The following is a 21963-nucleotide window of genomic DNA, read 5'->3' on the forward strand; positions in this document are numbered from 1 at the left end:
ACGGGTCCCGTCGAAAGGACCGCCCCCATGCCCCGACCCCTGCTCCGCGCGCTCGCCGCGTGCGTGGTCCTGCTGCTGGCACTCGCCGGCTGCTCCTCCGGGGGCTCCGGCGACGCGGCACAGCCCGCCCCCGCCGGCGACGCCCCCACCGGAGCGTTCCCGGTCACCCTCACCCACGCCTTCGGGCAGACGACGATCCCCGCCGCGCCGCAGCGGGTCGTGACCGTGGGCTTCAACGACGCCGACTTCGCCCTCGCCCTCGGCGTGAAGCCGGTCGGGGTCCGCGAGAACATCGGCGACTACGACTACGCGAAGCGCCCCTGGGCGCAGGAGGCACTCGGCGGGACGCAGCCGCAGCTGCTGACCGGGTTCGAGATCCCGGTCGAGCAGGTCGCCGCGCTCAAGCCCGACCTGATCCTCGGCGTCTACTCCTTCATGGACCAGGCGACCTACACCGCGCTGTCGCAGATCGCGCCGACCGTCGCCCAGGGCACCCCCGACGGCACGAACGCCGCGGGCTGGGAGGAGCAGACCCGCATCACCGGGCAGGCCACCGGCCGCACCGAGCAGGCCGAGCAGGTCATCACCGCGACCCGCGCGACGTTCGACGAGGCCAAGGCCGCCCACCCCGACTTCGCGGGCAAGAACCTCAAGATGGACTTCTTCATCGAGGGCGTCCCCTACGACATGGGCACCGACGACCTGCGCGCCCAGATCTTCGCCGGCCTCGGCTTCACCGTCCGGCCGGACTCGCAGACCCTCTCGCTGGAGCGCCAGGGCGACCTCGACAGCGACGTGCTCGTGGTGCTGGGCCGGTCGCGCGCCGAGTCCGAGGCCGACCCGGTGTTCCGCGCGATCCCGGCGGTCCAGCAGGGCCGGGTCGCCTACCTCGGGCCGTTCGAGACCGAGTTCGCCGCCGCGCTCGGCTACTCCAGCCCGCTGTCGCTGCCCTACGCCATCGACACCGTCGCGCCGCAGCTCGACGCGGCGCTCAAGGGCCAGGCCCCCGGCAACTGACGCCGGCCGTGCACCGGTGGACGTGGACGTCACGTCCACCGGTGCCCCGCCGGGACCCTCAGGTCAGGTAGCCCCCCATGCGGCGGAAGTGGTCACCGGCGACGTGCTCGACACCGTCGGCGTCGCGCACCCGCTGCAGGACCAGGCCGTACTGACCGCCGCGCCAGGCGTCCGGCCCGGCGACGACGACCACCCCGCTCCCCTCGCGGGCGAAGATCCGCCCGTTGGTCCCGCCGCAGCGCTCCCGCGACACCGTCGCCTCCAGCACCCGAAGCCGCGCGCCCTCGTGCAGGCACCAGGCGTTCGGGTACGGCCCGGTCTGCGCGCGCACCAGGTTGACCAGGTCGGCGGCCGGACGGTCCCAGGGGATGCGGTTGTCCTCGTCGGCCCGCTTGTGGAAGAACGACGCGTGCGCCGGGTCCTGGGTGAGCCACTCGTGCGGACCGTGCTCGACCCGGTCGAACGCCTCGAGCGCGAGCGGTCCGAACAGGAGCACGGTGCGCTCGAACAGGTCCTCGGTGGTGTCGGTCGGGGTGACCGGCACGGTGCGCTGGCAGATGATCGGGCCGCGGTCGAGCTCGGCGTCCATCCAGTGCGCGGTCACGCCCACCTGGCTCTCGCCGTTGATCAGCGCCCAGTTGAGCGGGGAGAACCCGGCGTAGCGCGGGAGCAGCGAGTCGTGGGTGTTGACCGTGCCGCGCGGCGGGGCGGAGAACACCTCCGGGGAGATCCAGGTGCGCCAGTTGCAGGCCACCCCGATCTCGGCGCCGGAGCCGGTGATCGCGGTGACCAGCTCGGCGTCGACGGCCTTCTCCCGGTAGAGCACCGGGATCCCGTGCTCACGGGCCAGGTCGCCGAGCGACTCCTGGAAGATCACCGGGGACGGCTCGCCCTCCTCCGGGTGGCTGACGACGAGCACCACCTCGTGCCGCGAGTCCAGCAGGTCGGCGAGCAGCCGGGCTCCCCACTTCTGGTAACCGAACAACACGACACGCACGGGATGTCGACCTCCTCCTGGGATGCGGCGCGACGACGGGCGCCGGACGGTGCGCGACCCGGAAAGCGGCGGACCACACACCCACCGTCATGATCGCCGCGCGTCGGTGAGGTTAGCCTCCCTTCATGACCGAGCACAGGGGCACCGGTGACACGCAGGTCACCGCACGGGAGGTGGTCCGCAGCACCATCAGGTCGTTCCGCGGCCGGGTCGCGGCGGCGACCGTCCTGCTGTGCGGGCACCAGGTCGGAGAGGCGCTGGTGCCGGTCCTGGTGGGCGTCGTCATCGACCGCGCGGTCGCGACCGGCGACGTCGGCAGCCTGGTGATCTGGCTGCTCGTGCTGGCCGCGGACTTCGCGATGCTGTCCTACAGCTACCGGTTCGGCGCACGGCAGGCCCTGCACGCCGACCTGCGTGCCGACGCCGGGCTGCGCACCCGGGTGGCGGCCCGGCTGCTGGACCACCGCGGCGGCGCCGAGACCGGCAGGCTGCCCGGCTCGATCACCTCGATCGCCGTGGCCGACGCCAAGCGCGTCGCCGTGATGAACTTCTGGATCCCCACGGCCGCGGCCGCCGCGGCCGCGCTCGTGGTCGCCGCCGTCGCGCTGCTGCGGATCTCGCTCCCCCTGGGCCTGCTCATCCTGCTCGGCACCCCGCCGCTGCTGTGGCTGATCGGCCGGGTCGGGCGGCCGCTGGAGCGGCGCAGCGGCGCCGAGCAGGAGCGGGCCGCGCGCGCCGCCGGCACCGCCGCCGACCTCGTGTCCGGCATCCGCGTCCTCAAGGGACTGGGCGCCGGGCCCGCCGCGGCCGAGCAGTACGCGGCCAGCAGCCGCACCGCGCTGGGCGCCACGCTGCGGGCGACCCGCGCCGAGGCCGGGTTCCTCGGCACCGTCCAGCTCGCGAACGGCCTGTTCCTCGCGGTCATCGCGCTCGTCGGCGGTCTGCTCGCCCTCGACGGGTCCATCACCGTCGGCAACCTGGTCTCCGCGGTCGGGCTCGCCCAGTTCCTCGTCGGGCCGCTGCAGACCCTCGGCATCGCCGGGGCGCGCTTCGCCCAGGCGCGGGCCTCGGCCGGGCGGATCGCCGAGATCCTCTCCGCACCGCCCGCCGTCGGCCCCGGCCGCGACGGCCGGGACGCCGGCCCCACCGACCCCGCCGCCGCGCTGGCGGTCACCGGGCTGCGGCACGGCCCCCTCGACGGCCTCGACCTGGAGGTGCCCGCCGGTCAGCTGCTCGGCGTGGTCGCCCCCGACCCGTCCGCGGCGACCGCGCTCGCCCGCTGCCTGGCCCGCGACGTCGCACCCGACTCCGGGCGGATCCTGCTCGGCGGCACCGGCGTCGACGACCTCGCCCCGGCCGCCACCCGGTCCACGCTGCTGGTCGCGGCGCACGACGCGCACCTGTTCACCGGCACCGTCCTGGACAACGTCACCGCCGCGACCGGCGACGGCGCCCCGGGGTCCGCGACGGTCGCGGCGATGGCCGCGGCCCGCGCCGACCAGGCCGTCGAGGCCCTCCCGCAGGGTGCGGACACCCCGGTGACCTCGCGCGGCAGCTCGCTGTCGGGCGGGCAGCGCCAGCGGGTCGCACTGGCCAGGGCGCTGGCCGCCGACCCCCCGGTCCTGGTGCTGCACGACCCCACGACGGCCGTCGACGCCGTCACCGAGTCCGAGATCGCGGCCCGGCTGCGCGAGCACCGCACCGGCCGCACGACCGTGCTCCTCACGACCAGCCCGGCGCTGCTCGCGGTCACCGACCGCGTGGTGGTGCTGCGCGAGGGCCGCGTCGTCGCGGACGCGACACACACCGAGCTGATGACCGACGACACCGACTACCGCAGGGTGGTGACCGGATGACCACCGGGACCGAGCCGTCCGGACCCCGCCTGCTGCCCGTCGCCGACGGGCGCCGCACCCGCGCCGTCCTCGGCGAGCTGCTGGCCCCGCGCCGTGGGACCGCCGTCGCCGCACTCGTCGCCCTGGTCGCCGGGGCGGCGGTGAGCCTGGTCGCGGCACCGCTGCTGGGCCGGATCGTCGACCTCGCCGCGCGGGGGTCGGAGCCGTCCGCGCTGACCGCGCCGGTCGCCGCCCTGGCCGGGGTCGCGGTCGTCCAGGGTGTGCTCGCCTTCGCCGGGATCGCGCTGATCGCCCGGGTCGGGGAGACGATGCTGGCCCGGCTGCGGGAGCGCTTCGTCGCCCGCGCGCTGGACCTGCCGCTGGAGACCCTGGAGCAGGCCGGGTCCGGTGACCTCACCTCGCGCGTCACCGACGACGTCAAGGTCGTCGGCGAGGCGGTGCGCGAGGCACTGCCCGAGTTCGCCAGGGCCGCGCTGATCATCGGCCTGACCCTGGTCGCGCTCGCCGCCCTGGACTGGCGGTTCCTGCTCGGCGCGCTGCTGGCGGTGCCGATCCAGGTGGTCACCGCCCGCTGGTTCCTGCGCCACTCCGGCCCGCTCTACGACGACGAGCGCATCGCGGGCGGGGCCCAGCAGCAGCAGCTGCTCGACACCGCGGCCGGGGTGAGCACGGTGCGCGCGTTCCGCCTCACCGACGACCACCTGGACCGGGTCCGTGCCCGCGCCGAGGCCGTCGCCGGGATCGGGCAGCGGCTCGTGGTGCTGCAGACCCGCTTCTTCGGCCGGCTCAACGCCGGTGAGGTCCTCGGCCTGAGCGGGGTGCTGGTCGCCGGGTTCGTGCTGGTCGGCAGCGGCAGCACGACGATCGGTACGGCGAGCGCGGCGGCGCTGTACTTCATCAACCTGTTCACGCCGATCAACATCATGCTGTTCCAGCTCGACGCCGCCCAGTCCGCGGTCGCCGGGCTGCGGCGCATCGTCGGCGTCGCCGAGATCGACCCGCCCGCCCCGCCGGCGGACCCGGCCGTGCCCGCCGACGCCCGGGTGCGGGTGCGCGGCCTTACCCACTCCTACGTCGACGGCCACCCGGCGCTGTCCGGGGTGGACCTCGACCTCGCCCCCGGCACCCGGGTCGCGCTGGTCGGCACCAGCGGTGCGGGCAAGTCCACGCTGGCCAAGCTCGTCGCCGGGATGCACACCCCGGACGCCGGGGTCGTCGAGATCGGCGGCGTGCCGCTGGAGCGCATCGACCACCGCGGCGGGCGGGCGCCGGTCGTCCTGGTGACCCAGGAGGTGCACGTGTTCGCCGGGCCGCTCGCCGAGGACCTGCGCCTGGCCCGCCCGGACGCCACCGACGACGACCTGCGCGCCGCCCTGGCCACGGTCGGCGCGGCGCCCTGGGTGGACCGGCTGCCCGACGGGCTGGAGACCGTCGTCGGGGACACCGGGCACGCCCTGACCGTGGTGCAGTCCCAGCAGCTCGCGCTGGCCCGGCTGGTGCTGGCCGACCCGCCGGTGGTGATCCTCGACGAGGCGACCGCCGAGGCCGGCAGCGCCGGCGCGGCGGAGCTGGAGCGCGCCGCCGACGCCGCGCTGGCGGGTCGCACGGCCGTCGTCGTGGCGCACCGGCTCAGTCAGGTCGCCGACGCCGACCTCGTGCTGGTGCTCGAGGCCGGGCGGACCGCGGAGACCGGCACGCACGCCGAGCTGGTCGCCTCCGGCGGCCGGTTCGCCCAGCTGTGGCAGGCCTGGACGGGCCTGCGCGGCGAGCCCGTCCGGCGTACCGGCGCCTGAGGTAAGGGTCTCTTGACCTGGCCCGGGACTTAGGTAAGCCTCAACTGCCACAGCGGATCACCGGGCAACGACGGACCCGTCGTCCCGGGTCGAGAGAACAGGAACGTCATGCCTCACGCCTCACCGTCCAGGGGACGGTTCCGCCCGCTCCTCGTCGCCCTGCTCGGTGTCCTCGTCCTCGCCGGGTGCTCCTCGGCGCCCTCGGGCGGCAGCGGTGACGGAGCCCCGGCCACCCCGGCCGCGTCCGGGACGTTCCCGGTGACGGTCGAGCACAAGTACGGGTCCACCGAGATCACCGCCGAGCCGAAGCGGGTCGTGACCCTGGGCTACACCGACCCGGACGCGCTGCTCGCCGTCGGGATCGCGCCGGTCGGGATCGTCGACTGGTTCACCCAGCCCCCGGCCGGCAACAAGTGGCTGTGGCAGGAGCAGGGCTTCGCCGGGCAGACCCCCGAGGTCGTCGGCGTCCGCGAGGAGTACCAGCTCGAGAAGATCACGGCGCTGAAGCCGGACCTGATCATCGCGTCGTACTCGGGCATGACCCAGGAGCAGTACGACCAGGTCTCCCGGATCGCGCCGACGGTCGCCCAGCCCAAGGGCTTCGAGGACTACACCGCGTCCTGGCAGGTCATGACCCGGGAGATCACCAAGGCCGTCGGCCGCGAGAAGCAGGGCGACGAGCTGGTCGCCGCGACCGAGAAGAAGATCGCCGACGCCAAGGCCGCGCACCCCGACTGGGCGCAGCAGACCGCCGTCGCGGTCTCCTACGACACCCCGAACTACTTCGCGTTCGCCGGTGGCGACATCAAGGCCGACCTGCTGGCCCAGCTCGGCTTCCGTGCCCCCGAGGCGATCACCCGGGCCGCCGCCGGGACGAGCGAGGCGCAGCTGAGCCCGGAGCAGGCCGGCGAGTTCGACGTCGACAAGCTGCTCGTGCTCGCCCCGACCGAGGCCGCGAAGGCCGAGATCGAGGCGCGTCCGGAGTTCAGCAGGCTCAAGGCCGTCCAGCAGGGCCGGGTGCTGTGGATGCTCAGCTCCGAGCGCACCGAGCCGCTGCCCGCCGCGCTGAGCTACGGCAGCGTGCTGAGCCTGCCCTACGCCCTGGACAAGCTGGTGCCGGAGCTCGAGGCGCTGCCCGCCGCCCAGGGCTGAGCCCGGGGCGCTCCCCGCACACAACGACAGGGGGCCGGTCGCACCGCGACCGGCCCCCTGTCCTGTCTCGTGTCGTCGCTCAGTCCCGCCCGGTCAGCTCCCGCAGCGCCGCGGTCCACCGGCGCCCGAGGTCGGCGACGACGTCGTCGTCGAGCACCGCGGCCGGGTGGATCAGGTCGGCGTGCACCCGGGGCCCGTCCGCGCCGTCGACGGTGCGGGCGATGACGGTCAGCGGGAACCGCTGGCGCATGTCCGGCTCGACGGCGATGTCGAGGACGTCGTCCTCGTCGGCGAAGCCCCAGTCGCGCGGGGCGCGCCGGTCGAACCGGCCCAGGTAGTTGAACTCGATCTCGGGCAGCGGGAGCGGCACGAGCTCCGCGGCGGTGTCCGGGTTCAGGTGGCGCAGCAGGCCGAACCCGAGGCCGTGGTCGGGTTCGGCGTCGAGGTCGGCGACCAGCCGGTCGCGCACCTGCCCGGCGGGTCCGCGCGGGTCGACCGCGACCGGCCGGATCGCGGTGAACCAGCCGACGGTGCGGGACAGGTCCGGGCGCGCCGCGACGGCCTCCTCCTCCCGGCCGTGTCCCTCCACCGCGAGCGGCACGACCCCCTCGGCGGGGGCGCCGTGGTGACGCGCGAGGCCGGCGACGGCGATCCCGAGCGCGGCGGCCAGTGCCCGGTCCGCACCGGCGGCGAGGACGGCGGCCGACAGGTCCGCGGGCAGCTCCACCGGGTGCACCCGGTTGGTGCCGTGCCGGTCGCGGTCCGGGTCGAACGGCGTCGCCAGCGGCAGCGCCACCCGCGGTCCGGCCAGGACCGAGCGCCACCGGCCGGTCTCGGCGACCCGCTGCGGGCGGGCGGCCTCGGCGGCGAGCATCGACGCCCAGGCGCGGTAGGACACCGGGACCGGCGGCGGCGCCGGCTCGCGCCCCGCGTCCTGGGCGGCGACGGCAGCGGCGAGGTCGTCGAGCAGGATCCGCCACGACACCCAGTCGACGGCGACGTGCGCGACCACCAGCAGCAGGCGTCCGGGGGCGTCCGGTCCGGCGTCGAACCAGACCGCCGACAGCATCGTGCCGGAGCCGGGGTCGAGCCGGTCGCGCGCGGCGAGCGCCTCCTCCCCCAGCAGCTCGCGCACCTGGTCGGCGGTGTTCGCCGCGCCGACCGGCACCTCCCGCAGCACCGGGCCGGGCACCGCGGGCGGGACCTCCAGGCCGTCGGCGGTGCGCCGGGCGCGGAGCATGCCGTGCGTGGCGAGCAGCGCGCCCAGTGCGCGGCGCAGCACCGGCCCGGTCAGCCCGGCCGGGGTGCGCACCAGCACCGACTGGTTGTAGCCGGGCGCGTGCGGGTCGACCTCGGCGAGCCAGTCCAGGATCGGGGTGGACCCGACCGGACCGACGCCGTCGTCGTGGGTGTGCTCGCGCTCCACCGCCCCGGCGACGGCGGCCAGCCCGGCGACCGTGCGGTGCCGGAACACCTGGCGCGGGGTCAGCGCCAGCCCGGCCGCGCGGGCCGCGGACACCAGCCGGATCGCGATGATCGAGTCCCCGCCGAGGGCGAAGAAGTCGTCGTCGGCGCCGACCCGGTCCACGGCCAGCAGCTCCGCGACCAGCCCGGCCAGCAGGCGTTCGGGTCCCTCGGCGGGCTCCCGGCCGCCGCCGGGCGCCGGGGCGGGCTCGGGCAGCGCCCGCTTGTCGACCTTACCGTTCGGGGTGCGCGGCAGCGGCCCGTCCAGCGCGACGAGGTGCGCCGGGACCATGTGCTCGGGCAGCCGCCCGCGCAGGTGCTCGGCGAGGCCGTCAGGCACCGCCGTGCCGCCGCCGGCCGGGACGACGTAGCCGTCGAGCCGGGTGACCGGGCCCCGCCGTCGTACGACGACCGCGGCCTGCGCGACGTCCGGGTGCGCGGCCAGGACGGCCTCGATCTCGCCGGGCTCGATCCGGTGGCCGCGGATCTTGACCTGGTCGTCGGAGCGGCCGAGGAACTCCAGGACCGGCTCGCGGTCGGGGTGCTCGGCGCCGTCGTCGAAGCGCAGCCGGACGCGGTCGCCGGTGCGGTACATCCGCTCCCCCGGCTCCCCGAACGGGCAGGCCACGAAGCGGTCCGCGGTGAGCGCGGTGCGCCCCAGGTAGCCGCGGGCCAGGCCGGCCCCGGCCACGTACAGCTCGCCGGGGACGCCGGGCGGGACGGGGGTGAGGGCGTCGTCGAGGACGTAGGTCCGCACGCCCGGGTCGGGGCGCCCGATCGGTGACCGGAACGCGGTGCCCGGCCGCGAGTGCCACAGCGTGGAGTTCACGGTGGCCTCGGTGAGCCCGTAGGCGACGTGCAGGTCCAGGTGCGCGCCCCAGCGGTCGATCAGGTCCGGCGGGACGGCCTCGGTCCCGGCGAGCACCGTCGACCCGGCCGGGAGCGACGCCTCCGGCGGCAGCGCGGTGATCAGCGACGGCGGCAGGATCAGGTGCGTGAGCCGCTGCTCGGCGAAGAACCCGGTCAGCTCGGCCGGGTCGGCGTCGCGGCCGCGCAGCCGCTCCGGGGCGACGACGAGCCGGGCCCCGGAGCACAGCGCCATGCACAGCTCGAACACGAGCACGTCGAAGCCGGGCGCGGAGAACTGCAGGACCCGGGAGTCCGGGGTCAGCCGCATCCGGTCGCGGGCCAGCTCCAGCAGCTCGCCGATGCCGGCGTGCGGCAGGACCGCGCCCTTCGGGCGTCCGGTCGAGCCGGAGGTGTAGATGACGTAGGCGGCGCCCGCCGGGTCGGTGGGCGGGTCGGCCGGGGCCGGGCCCGGCTCCGGCGGCGCCGGGACGAGGTGGGTGACGCCGTCGACGGCGGGCAGCAGGTCCGCGGCGTCGCCGGTGGTCACGACCAGCCGGGTGCCGGAGTCGGTGAGCAGGTACTCCAGCCGTTCCGGGGGCAGGTTGAGGTCCAGCGGCAGGAACGCGCCACCGGCGCGCAGCACCGCCAGCACCGCGACGACCATCCCGACCGACCGCGGCACCGCGACCCCGACGACGGTCTCGGGGCCGACGCCGCGGGCGCGCAGCTCGCGGGCCAGCGCGGCGGTCTCGACGTCGAGCCCGGCGTAGTCGAGCTCGCGGTGCTCGTCGGCGACGGCGACGGCGCCGGGCCGGTCGGCGACGGACCCGGCGACCATCTCCCACATCGTGCGGGCGGCCGGGACCGGGCCGCCGTCGAGGGCGCGGCGGGTCCGGCCGGCCTCCCCGTCCGCGGCGACGTCGATCCGGCGGACCGGGCGCCGCGGGTCGGCGACGACGGCGCGCAGCACCGTGGTCAGCCGCTCCCCCAGCGCGTGCACGGTCGCGGCGTCGAACAGCTCGGTGCGGTACAGCAGCCGCACCCCCAGCGGCTCCTCCGGCCCGCCGTCGCGGAACTCGACGACCAGGTCGAACTGGGCGCGGGCGGGCGGCTGCGGCTGCTCGCCGACGGTGACCCCGGGCAGGACCAGGCCGGACTCGCGGGCGGTCCCACCGGCCCGGTGCACCACCATCACCTGGAACAGCGGGGTGGTGTCGGCGCTGCGGTCCGGGTTGACCGCGCGCACCACCGACTCGAAGGGCACGTCGGCGTGCGCGAACGCCTCCAGGTCGGCGGCCCGGACCCGGTCCAGGACCTCGGTGAACCCGGGGTCGCCGGACAGGTCGGTGCGCAGCACCAGGGTGTTGACGAAGAACCCGACGACGTCCTCCAGCGCCTGGTCCGAGCGGCCCGCGACCGGGGCGCCCAGCGGGATGTCGTCGCCGGCGCCGAGGCGGTGCAGCAGGACCGCGACGGCGGCCCGGGCGAGCATGAAGGTGCTCGCCCCGGCGGCGCGCGCCGTGCGGCGCAGCTCGGCGCCGAGCGCGGGGTCGATCGGCACCTCGACCGCGTCGCCCGCCATCGTCGGGGACGCGGGCTCGGGCCGGTCGGTCGGCAGGTCCAGGCGTTCGGGCAGCCCGGCCAGGGTGCGGGTCCAGAACGCGAGCTGGCGGCCCGCGACCGACGACGGGTCGGCCGGGTCGCCGAGCAGCTCCCGCTGCCACAGGGTGTGGTCGGCGTACTGCACCGGCAGCGGGGTGAGGCGGGGCGCGCGGCCCGCGGCCCGGGCCGCGTAGGCGGTCGCGAGGTCGGCCAGGAACGGCCGGTCGGACCACTCGTCGGTGGTGACGTGGTGCAGCACGAGCACCAGCACGTGCTCGCCGGTGTCGGACTCGGTGAGCAGCAGCGCCCGGATCGGCAGGTCGGAGCCCAGGTCGAACGGGCGCCGGATCTCCGCCGCCACCGCCGCCGGGGTGGCGGCGGCGTCGACGGTGCGGCGCACGAACGGCACCCGGGCCGTCGCGGCGTCGACGACCACCTGGACCGGGACGCCGTCGCCGTCGTCGACGAGCAGGGTGCGCAGCGACTCGTGGCGCCCGGTGACGTCGTGCAGCGCCGTGGCCAGCGCGTCGGCGTCCAGGGCGCCGGCCAGCCGGAAGGTGATCGGGAAGTGGTAGGCGCTGTCCCGGCCGGCGTCGGCGTCGAGACGGTCGAGGACCCACAGCCGGTGCTGCGCCGACGAGGCCGGCAGCGGCTCCGGGCGGGGCCGCGGCGCCAGCACGGGGCGGGCGGTGCCGTCGCCGCGGTCCTCGCCGGGGTCTCCCGCGTCGAGGCGGGCCGCGAGCCGGGCCGGGGTCGGCTCGGTGAACAGGTCGCGGATCGACACCTCCGCCCCGATCGCGGTGCGCAGCCGGGCGACGATCCGGGTGGCGAGCAGCGAGTGCCCGCCGAGGTCGAAGAAGTCGTCGTCCACGCCGACCTCGTCGAGGCCGAGGACCTCGGCGAACACCGTGCACAGGGCCTGCTCGGTCGCGGTCTCCGGGGCCCGCGACGGCGCCGCGGCGGCGCGGGCGTCGGGGACGGGCAGCGCGCGGGTGTCGAGCTTGCCGTTGGCGGTCAGCGGCAGCTCGTCGAGCAGCACGAACGCCGACGGCACGAGGTGGTCGGGCAGGCTCGCCCGCAGGTCCTCGCGCAGGACCGGGACCAGCTCGGCGGCGAACCGCGCCGCCGCCGGGTCGGTCGCCTCCGGGGCGGCCGGGTCCCCGGCGCGGTGCAGCCCGACCAGCGGGCGGCCCGCCGGGTCGGCCGCGACCAGCACGACGTCGAGCAGGCCGGGGCCGTCCGGGGACCAGGTCGGCTCGGCGTCGCGGCCGTGCCGGGCGGCGAGCGCACGCAGCGCGTCGGGCTCCGGCCCGTCGCCGGGGCTCCCCTGCTCGGTGGCGAGCCGGACGTCCGGGACGCCGGTGAGGCGCAGCGCGGTGCCCCCGGCGTCGGCGAGGAGCCGGTCCAGCTCGTCGAGGGAGGTCACGTCGGTGCCCCAGCGCAGCGTGCGGGCCGGGTCGGCGCGGCGCACGTCGGCGCCGGGCAGGTGCAGCTCGACGTCGTAGCGGTGCCGGGTCAGCTCGTTGTGGGCGTCGCCGCGCTTGGCGCGCACCGCGACCTCCGCGCCGAGACCGGCCGCGACCCGGTCGAAGAACGCCGGGGCGAGCAGAAGCTCCTTCTCCAGGGCCAGCGACCGCTCCGCCGCGGCGTCGACCGCGGCGGGGTCGGCGCCGTCGCCGAGCCGGGTCCGGGCGATCGCGGTGTGGAACGCGTGCAGCGTGTCCGGGCGGCGCACGTCCCCGACGACGATCCGGCCGCCGGGGGCGAGCAGCTCCGCGGCGCCGGTGAGGACCCGCTCCAGGTAGCCGGCGTCGGGGAAGTACTGCACCACCGAGTTGATCACGACGGTGTCGAAGTGGCCCCGCGGCAGCCCGGACAGGTCGTCGGCGGGCCGGGTGTCGAGCTCGACGTGGCCGTAGCGGTCCGGGTCGGTCGCGAGCGCGGTGCGCAGCGCGGTGATGACCGGCTCGGCGAGGTCGGTGCCGCGGTACTCGGCGCAGCCGGGGGCGAGCGGGCCGAGCAGCAGCCCGGTCCCGACCCCGATCTCCAGCACCCGCACCGGGCGCAGCGCGCGGACCAGGTCGACCGTCGCCGCCCGCCACTGCGCCATCTCCGCGAACGGGATCGGCTCGCCGGTGTAGGAGGAGTCCCAGCCGGCGTAGTCCTCGGTGAACACCGCGACCGGGATCCGGGAGTACTCCTCGGAGTAGATCGCGCGCCACTCGTCGACGGCGCCGGCGGCAGTGGCCGCGCGGTCGGCCTCGTCGGGGGCGGCGGGGACGACGTAGCCGACCAGCCGGAGCGACCCGCCGTCCGGTGCGGGGACCGGCACGACCGCCGAGCGCGACACCAGCGGGTGCCGGTCCAGGCGGGCGGTGACCTCGCCGGGCTCGACGCGGTGCCCGCGGATCTTGACCTGGTCGTCGGTGCGGCCCAGGAAGTCGAGCAGCCCGCCGGTGCCGGGGCGGCGCCGGACCAGGTCACCGGTGCGGTACATCCGCCCGCCCGGGCTCCACGGGTCCGCGACGAACCGCTGCGCGGTCAGCCCGAACCGGTCCAGGTAGCCGCGGGCCAGACCGTCACCGGCGATGTACAGCTCACCGGCGACGCCGTCGGGCACCGGGCGCAGCCACGGGTCCAGCACGTGCGCGACGGTGTTGGTGATCGGCGTCCCGACGGCGGGGGTGTCGGAGTCCGCGGTCCCGGTGCCGAGGGTGTTGATCGTGTACTCGGTGGGGCCGTAGAGGTTGTAGCCGAGCACACCGTCGGCGTCGCGCAGGGCCGACCAGACCGCGTCGGACACGGCCTCGCCGCCGAGCAGCACCAGCGGCATCGGGCGCCGGGCGAGCAGCCCGGTCTCCAGCAGCGCCGCGGCGTAGGTCGGGGTCACGTTGACGACGTCGACGTCGTGGGTGTCGCAGTAGGACACCAGCCGGTGGGCGTCGCGGCGCAGCTCCTCGTCGGCCACGTGCACCTCGTGCCCCTCGACCAGCCAGAGCAGCTCCTCCCAGCTCATGTCGAACGCGAAGGACACGGTGTGCGCGACCCGCAGCCGCGCGTCGGGGCCGCGGCGGGCGCGGACGTCGGCGACCACCGGGTCGAAGATCTCGCGGCGGTGGTTGAGCTGCATGTTCGTCAGCCCCCGGTACGGGGTGACGACGCCCTTGGGCCGCCCGGTGGAACCGGAGGTGTAGATGACGTAGGCGGGCAGGTCGAGCCGCGCCGGGTTCTCGCGGGCGAAGGAGCCCAGCTCGGCGTCGGGGATCGGGCCGGGGTCCAATGCGGCGCGCTCGGCCGCGACGGCCGGGTCGTCCAGCGCGACCGTGGGCACCTGCGCACCGGCGAGCGTCGGGGCGACCGCGGTCGTGGTGAGCACCGCGACCGGGCGGGCGTCGCGCAGGGTCTCGACCAGCCGGGCCGCGGGGTGGTCCAGCTCCAGCGGCAGGTACGCGGCGCCGGTGCGCAGCACCGCGAACAGCGCGACGACGGTCTCGGCCGAGCGCGGCAGCCCCAGCGCGACGACGGTCTCGGGCCCGGCGCCGCGGGCGCGCAGCAGCCGCGCGGTGCGGTTCACCGCGGCGTCCAGCTCGGCGTAGGTGAGCCGGACGTCCCCGGCGACGACGGCGAGGTCGTCGCGGGCGAGGGCGGCCCGCTCGGCGAGCAGGTCGGCGATCGTCGCGGTGCCGAGGTCGACCCGGCGCCCGGTGCGGTGCGCGACGACCTCGGCGCGCTCGTCGTCGCCGAGGGCGTCGATCCGCGCGACCGGGGTGTCGGGGGCGTCGAGCAGGCCGTGCAGCACCCGCCGCACGCGCTCCACCCAGCGGGCCGCGGCCGGCTCGCCGACGGTGTGCGACAGGGTCAGCCGGAACCGCTCGCCGGGGGTGACGGCGAGGGTCAGCGCGTAGTGGGTGGTGTCGGTGCTGGTCAGGTCGGTGATGCCGTGCCGGGCGCCGAGGTCGGCGACCCGCTGCTCGCCGCCCTCGGGCCGGTAGACGAACAGCGTGTCGAACAGGGTCCGGTGCCCGGAGGACTGCTGGATCTCCCCCAGACCGACGGTCTCGTGCGGCAGCAGCGCGAGCCGCTCGGCCTGCACCCGGGCGAGCAGCTGCGTGCCGGTCTCGCCGGGGCGCAGTGCGACCCGGGCGGGCACGGTGTTGAGGAACAGCCCGATGATGTTCTCGACGTCGGGGACGGTCGCGGGCCGGCCGGCGACCGAGGTGCCGAACACGACGTCGTCGCGGCCGGTGCCGGCGGCCAGGGCCAGCGCCCACACCGTGGACAGCACGGTGTTGGGGGTGACCGCGGTGGCGCGGGCCAGCTCACGCAGCCGCGCCGAGGTGTCCGCGTCGAGGTCAAGGTGGGTCTCGACGACCGCCCGCGGGCTCGCGGCGGGGGTGGGCGCGGTGAGGGTGGGCTCGTCGAGCCCGGCGAGCGCGTCCCGCCAGGCCACCCGGCCGGGCTCCGGGTCGCGGGCGGCGATCCAGGCCAGCAGGTCGTCGTAGCCGCCGCCGGGCGGCGGGGGCGGCGACCCGGCGTAGGTGTCGAACAGCCCCTCCAGGAACAGCCAGGCCGACCAGCCGTCCCAGATCAGCAGGTGGCGGTGGATCAGCAGCCGGTCGCGGCCGTCGCCGCGCAGCACGGTGATCCGGAACAGCGGCGGGGCGCTCAGGTCGAACGGCGCGGTCCGGTCGGCGGCGGTGAGCCGGTCCCGCTCGGCCTGCGAGCCGGTGTGCACCAGCCGGACCGGTGGGGCCGGGTCGGCGGCGACGAACTGCACCGGCCCGTCGAGGCCGTCGGCGGTGAACCCGGCACGCAGCGTGGGGTGGCGGCGCAGCATCGCGGTGACGGCGTCGCGCAGCCGGTCGAGGTCGATCTCGTGGTCGAGCTCGACGGTCTCCTGCACGGTGTAGGCGTCACCGGCGGCGGTGACGGTGCCCGCGGTGCCGTCGAGGGTGGCGTGGAAGTAGAGGCCCTCCTGCAGCGGGGACAGCGGCCAGACCCGGTCGACGTCGTCGCCGGCGATCTCCCGCACCCGGGCGAGGACGGGCGGGCCGGGGTCGGGCAGCGGCGGGACCGGCTCGGCGGCCGCTCCGGCCCGACCGGCGACGGCGGCCGGGGTGCGCCCGGCCAGGACGTCACCGGGGCCGACGTCCAGGCCGGCCCGCCGGGCCCGCGAGGACACCGCGATCGAGGTGATGGAGTCCCCGCCGAGGGCGAGAAAGTCGTCGTCGGGGCCGACCCGGTCGCGGCCCAGGACCTCGGCGAACGCCGCGCACAGCACGCGTTCGACCTCGGTGGCGGGCTCCCGGTCCGACCCGCCCGCGGCGACGCCCGGGGCGGGCAGCGCGGCCTGGTCGAGCTTGCCGTTGGGGGTCAGCGGCAGCTGCTCCAGCACGACGACCGCGGCGGGCACCATGGCCTCGGGCAGCACCCGGGCCAGCGCGGCGCGCAGCCCGTCGCCGTCGGGGGCCGCGCCGGCGGCGGGCACGACGTAGCCGACCAGCGCCGGGGACGGCCCGTCCCGGCGGACGACGACCGCCGCGCGGCCGACCCCGTCGGTCGCGGCGAGCGCGGCCTCGACCTCGCCCGGCTCGATGCGCTGCCCGCGGATCTTCACCTGGCCGTCGGAGCGGCCGAGGTAGACCAGCTCGCCGTCGACGCGGCGCACGACGTCGCCGGTGCGGTAGAGCCGCTCCCCCGGCGCGCCGAGCGGGTCGGCGACGAAGCGGTCCGCGGTCAGCCCGGGGCGGGCGTGGTAGCCCCGCGCCAGCTGCACGCCGCCGAGGTACAGCTCGCCGGGGACCCCGTCGGGGACCGGGCGCAGGCAGGCGTCGAGGACGTGGGTGCGGGTGTTCGCGACCGGCACGCCGATCGGGACGACGGTCCCCGGGTCGGGCGCCACCGTGTGCGCGGTGACGTCGACGGCGGCCTCGGTGGGCCCGTAGAGGTTGTGCAGCGCCACCCCGGTCAGCGCGTGCCAGCGCCGGGCCGCGGCGGCGGGCAGCGCCTCGCCGGAGCAGAACACCCGCCGCAGCGTGGCCGCCCACCGCGGGTCGGCGACGACCTGTTCGGCGGCGAGGAAGCCCTCCAGCATCGAGGGCACGAAGTGCAGCGTGGTGATGTGCTCGTCGCGGACCAGCCGCGCCAGGTACTCGGGGTCGCGGTGCCCGCCGGGGGCGGCGAGCACGACGGTCGCGCCGGTCGAGGGGCCCCAGAAGAACTCCCACACCGACACGTCGAACCCGGCGGGGGTCTTCTGCAGCACCCGGTCGTCGGAGGTGAGCGGGTACGCGTCCTGCATCCAGTCGAGCCGGTTGCCGATGGCGCGGTGGCTGACCACGACGCCCTTGGGCCGCCCGGTCGAGCCGGAGGTGTAGATCAGGTAGGCGGCGTCGTCGGGGTCCGGGTCGGGCAGCGCGGCGGGCACCGGGCCGTCGGCGAGCTCGGCGACCGCCAGGCGGCGCACCCCGGGCAGGTCGGGCAGCGGGTCGGTGCCCGCGGGCACCAGCACGGTGTCGACGCCCGCGTCGGCGGCGGTGAACGCGATCCGCTCCGCCGGGTGCTCCGGGTCCAGCGGCAGGTACGCGGCCCCGGCGCGGACGACGCCGAGCAGCGCGACCATCAGCTCGGTCGAGCGCGGCACGGCGACCCCGACGACGCTGCCCGGTCCGGCGCCGCGCTCGCGCAGCGCCCCGGCCAGCGCGGCCGAGCGGCGGTCCAGCTCGGCGGCGGTGAGCGTCCCGTCCGGTGCGACGACCGCGGTGCGGCCGGGGTCGGCGGCCAGCCCGTCGGCGACCCGGCGGGCCAGGGTCCGCGGGTCGGCGGCCCGGGCGGGGCCGTGCACGCCCTGCTCGGGACGGGTGCGCAGCGGCAGCGAGGCGACGGTGCGCTGCGGGCCGGTGGCCAGCGCGGTCAGGGTGCGCTCGAACATCTCGAGCAGCAGGCCCGCGGTGGCGTCGTCGACGCGTGCGGTGTCGTGCTTGAGCACGACGGAGGTCTCCCGGCCCGGCCGCACGACCAGCGCCAGCGGGTAGTGCACCGCGTCGCGCACCTCCACCCCGGTGACCAGGCCGTTCGCGGTCTGCTCCGCGGTGTAGTTCTCGATCACCACGATGGAGTCGAACAGCTCCCCGCGGCCGCGCTGCAGCTCGGCGAGCCGGACCTGCGGGTGGTCGAGGACGGCGGTGCGGCCGTCCTGCATGCGGCGCAGCGGCGCGGACAGGGGCTCGCCGGGCGCCCACCGCATCCGCACCGGGACGGTGTTGACGAACAGCCCGACGGCCTCGCCGATGCCGTCGACGGCGGCGTCGCGGCCGGACACGGTGCTGCCGACGAGCACGTCGCGGCTGCCGGTGAGCGCGCCGACGGTGAGGGCCCACGCGGTGTGCAGCACCGTCGACGGGGTGACCCCGCGGGCGCGGGCGGCGCGGTCCAGCGCGGCGGTCGCGGCGACGTCGAGGGTCAGACCCCGCTGGGCGTGCGGCCGGTCCCCGCCCTCGGCGACGGTCCGCGGGGCGGGGAGGGCGTCGAGCAGCCGGACGGGTTCGGCGCCTGCCAGCTCCGCGTCCCACACCGCGCGGGCGGCGGACCGGGCGTCGTCGGTGTCGAGGGCGGTGAGGTGGGCGAACCAGGCGCGCAGCCGCGCCTCGGCCCGGGCACGCGGCCCAGCGGGGTCCTGCGGGGTGCCCGCGGCCCGGGCGGCGTGGGCCTGCTCCAGCTCGGTGACCAGCAGCGCGACCGACCAGCCGTCGAGGACGGCGTGCTGGAAGGTCAGGGCGAGGCGGGCGCGGTCGTCGTCGTGCAGGAGCGCGGCGCGCAGCAGCGGCGGGCGGGCGAGGTCGAAGGGGCGGGTCCGCTCGGCGTCGAGCACGGCGGCCGGGTCGGTGCCGCGTACGTCGTGCTCGGTCCACGGCAGCGTGACGCGGTCGGCGACGCCCTGGACGACGCGGCCGTCGGCGCGCTGGGCGAACCCGGCACGCAGCTGCGGGTGCCGGTCGAGCAGGTCGGACAGGGCAGCACGCAGGGCGCCCGGGTCGACGTCGGCGGGCAGGTCGAGGACCTCCTGCACGACGTAGGAGGTGTCGGCCGGGTCGAGCGCGGCGTGGAAGAAGAAGCCCTCCTGCAGCGGGGACACCGGCCCGGCGAGGGTGACGGGGCCGAGCACGGCGGCCGCGGCGTCGTCGAGGACGGTCGTGTCGGGCCCGGTGGGCGCGGCGACGGCGTGGTGCTCGGTCACGAGCGGCGCGAGCTCGGCGACGGTGCGGTGGGTGAAGACCTGCCGCGGGGTGACCAGCAGGCCGGACTCGCGGGCCCGCACGACCAGCCGGATCGACAGGACCGAGTCGCCGCCGAGGGCGAAGAAGTCGTCGTCGACGCCGAAGCCGGGCACCCCGAGGACCTCCGACACGAGGTCGCAGAGCAGCGCCTCGCGTGGTGTGCCGGGGCGGGTGCCGCGGACCTGCGCGGACAGGTCGGGGGCGGGCAGCGCGGCCCGGTCGGTCTTGCCGTTGGCCAGTACCGGCACCGACGGCAGCGGGACGACGGCGGCGGGCACCATCCAGTCCGGGAGCCGGTCGCGCAGGTGCTCGCGCAGGGCGCCCACCAGGGCGTCGACGTCCCGGAAGGGGGCCGGGCGGTGGAACGCGGGGCCGGTCGCGTCCGTGGTCGCGCGGTGCAGCGGCCCGGGGTCGACGCCGGGCCGGGAGAACAGCAGCTCGACCGTCGCGCCGGGTCCCCAGGTGCCCTCGGCGTGGTGGCCGAGGGACTCGCCGAGGGCCAGCAGCTCCTCGGGGTCGGCGCCGGCGGGGGGCTCGGGCTCGCCGTCGATGCGGGCGCGGGTGGCGCGGTCGGCGGCCGAGCGCAGGTCGGGGACCCCGACCACGCGCACCACGTCCGCGCCCCCACCGGCGAGCGCGGCGCGCAGGGCGTCGGTGAGCGCGGCCGGGTCGGCCCCGACCCCGTCCCAGTCGATCACGAGCGGGTCGGTCGCGGGGCCGGGCCGCGCGGCGGCGCCGGGCCGGAGCACGACGTCGTAGCGGTAACGCGAGAGCTCGTCGTGCGCGCGGGCCCGCTTGATCCGGATGCTGCTCGCGTCGAACCCGTCCAGCGCGGTGAAGAACTGCGGCGCGCAGAGCAGCTCGCCCTCCCAGGCGACGGCGCCGTCGAGGGCGCGGCGCAGCTCGGCGGGCTCGGCGTCGGGCCGCCGGGCGGCGACGACCCCGGCGCGGAAGGTGCGCAGCAGCCCGGCGTGCCGGACGTCGCCGACGACGATCGCGCCGCCGGGGGCGAGCAGCGCCGCGGCCCGGGTCAGCACGTCGGTCAGGTACTCCGGGCCCGGGAAGTACTGGGCGACGGAGTTGATCACGATGGTGTCGAAGGGGCCGGTGATGCCGTCGAGCTCGTGGGCGGCGGCGGGGGCCAGCTCGACGCGCTCGCGCAGCCCGGGGCGGGTCGCGACCCACCGTGACAGCGCGGCGACGGCCTCGGCGGACACGTCGGTGCCGACGTAGCGGGGACAGTCCGGGGCCAGCTCGGCGAGCAGCAGGCCGTTGCCGACGCCGAGCTCCAGGACCCGGCCGGGGCCGAGCTCGCGGATGCGGGCGACGGTGGCGTCGCGCCAGGCCCGCATGTCCGCGCGCGGGATGGGGGTGCCGTCGTAGGTGGAGTTCCAGCCGGCGAAGCCGCCCTCGTAGCCGGTGGGGTCGCCGTCGTCGGCGGAGGTGGCGGCGTAGAGCAGCTCGTGGACGTCGCGCCAGTCCGCGACGCGCTCGGCATCGTCGTCGGCGGGGGTGTCCCCGGCGGTCGCGGGGACGACCCACGCGGTGAGGCGCCGGTCCCCCGGCGCGGCCTCGTGCACGCCGACGACGGCCTCGGCGACGTGCGGGTGGGCCCGCAGCACCGACTCGATCTCACCGGGCTCGATCCGGTAGCCGCGGACCTTCAGCTGGTCGTCGACGCGGCCCAGGAACTCCAGCTCGCCGCGCTCGTCGACGCGCACGAGGTCGCCGGTGCGGTAGAGCCGCCCGCCCGCGGGCCCGAACGGGTCGGCGACGAACCGCTCCGCGGTCAGGCCCGGCTTGTTCAGGTAGCCCCGGGCCAGGCCGGGGCCGCCGAGGTAGAGCTCGCCCTGCTCGCCGTCGGGGACCGGGGCCAGGTCGGGGCCCAGCACGTACGCGTCGGTCATCGGGTCGGCGACGCCGATCGGCACCACCGGCCCGGTTCGCGCCGGGTCGCACCGGCCCAGCGTGGAGTTGACGGTGACCTCGGTCGGACCGTAGGCGTTGAACATCGCCCGGCCCCGCGCCCAGCGCGCGACCAGCTCCGGGGACACCCGCTCGGTACCGGCGAGCAGGGTCGCCGGGGGCAGCGTGACGTCCGGGCCCAGCGCGGCGAGCAGCGCGGGCGGCAGCACCATCACCGTCACCGCGTGCTCGTGGGCGTAGTCGGCGAGCTCGGGCACCGGCAGCCGCAGCTCCGAGGGCACCACGACCAGCCGCCCGCCGGAGAGCAGTGCCATGCACAGCTCCCAGAACGCGACGTCGAAGCCGGTCGAGGCGAACCCGAGGATCCGGTCGTCCGCGCCGACGCCGAGCCGCTCGGTCTGGGTGGCGACGAGCTGGGTGACACCGCTGTGGGTCAGCACGACGCCCTTGGGCCGCCCGGTGGAGCCGGAGGTGTGGATGACGTAGGCGGCGCCGAGGACGTCGACGTCGGGCACCGGGGCGACCGGGGCGGCGGCGATCGCGGCCCGGTCGGCCTCGTCGTCGAGCAGCACGGTCGGGGTCCCGTCGGGCAGCGGCAGCTCCGCGGCGACACCGGCCGTGCTCAGCACGACGGCCGGGCGGGCGTCGTCGAGCACCAGCGCGGTCCGCGCCGGGGGCTGGTCCGGGTCGACCGGCAGGTACGCCGCGCCCGCCCGCAAGATCGCCACCTGCGCGACGACGAGGTCCACCCCGCGCGGTACGGCGAGCGCGACCAGCCCCTCCGGTCCCGCGCCGCGCCCGCGCAGCACCGACGCGAGCCGCCCCGCCCGCTCGTCGAGCCCGGCGTAGGTCAGCTGCTCGCACTGCTCCCCCGAGCCGCACTGCACCGCCACGGCGTCCGGCGTGGCCGCGACCTGCCGGGCGAACAGCTCCGGCCACGTCGCGAGCGCACCGTCCGGCAGCGGCCCCGGGCGCGGGTCGGACGGGGACGGCAGCGTGCGGGTCACGGGAGGCGCTCCTGGGGTGGTGGT

General features: G+C 77.0%; 6 protein-coding genes. 4 read left to right on the plus strand and 2 right to left on the minus strand.

Annotated features, from left to right (window positions below; translation table 11 throughout):
- Positions 1-27 precede the first annotated feature (27 nt).
- A complete protein-coding gene (locus DMP17_RS34585) occupies positions 28-1017 on the plus strand; it encodes an ABC transporter substrate-binding protein (RefSeq protein WP_337831738.1) in 990 nt (329 codons plus the stop codon).
- A gap of 58 nt (positions 1018-1075) precedes the next feature.
- Here the strand turns inward: DMP17_RS34585 and DMP17_RS34590 are convergent, their stop codons facing one another.
- Positions 1076-2014 carry a methionyl-tRNA formyltransferase gene (locus DMP17_RS34590; RefSeq protein WP_226350664.1) on the minus strand — a complete coding sequence of 313 codons (939 nt, stop codon included), beginning with the start codon at positions 2012-2014 and terminating at the stop codon, positions 1076-1078.
- A gap of 125 nt (positions 2015-2139) precedes the next feature.
- Between DMP17_RS34590 and DMP17_RS34595 the strand changes: the two genes are divergently transcribed.
- From DMP17_RS34595 to DMP17_RS34605, 3 genes are all read left to right on the plus strand, one after another.
- Positions 2140-3870 (plus strand): ABC transporter ATP-binding protein, encoded by a 1731-nt coding sequence (locus tag DMP17_RS34595; protein ID WP_337831739.1) that lies wholly within the window; start codon positions 2140-2142, stop codon positions 3868-3870.
- The gene (locus DMP17_RS34600) at positions 3867-5663 is read left to right on the plus strand and encodes an ABC transporter ATP-binding protein (RefSeq protein ID WP_226357530.1); all 1797 of its coding nucleotides are present in this window, start codon (positions 3867-3869) and stop codon (positions 5661-5663) included. The genes DMP17_RS34595 and DMP17_RS34600 overlap by 4 nt, the downstream gene beginning before the upstream one ends.
- A 108-nt stretch (positions 5664-5771) precedes the next feature.
- Positions 5772-6815 carry an iron-siderophore ABC transporter substrate-binding protein gene (locus DMP17_RS34605; RefSeq protein ID WP_337831740.1) on the plus strand — a complete coding sequence of 348 codons (1044 nt, stop codon included), beginning with the start codon at positions 5772-5774 and terminating at the stop codon, positions 6813-6815.
- 79 nt (positions 6816-6894) lie between these two features.
- Here the strand turns inward: DMP17_RS34605 and DMP17_RS34610 are convergent, their stop codons facing one another.
- Positions 6895-21939 carry an amino acid adenylation domain-containing protein gene (locus DMP17_RS34610; protein ID WP_337831741.1) on the minus strand — a complete coding sequence of 5015 codons (15045 nt, stop codon included), beginning with the start codon at positions 21937-21939 and terminating at the stop codon, positions 6895-6897.
- Positions 21940-21963 lie beyond the last annotated feature (24 nt).

Source organism: Pseudonocardia sp. TMWB2A (genome assembly GCF_017312135.1).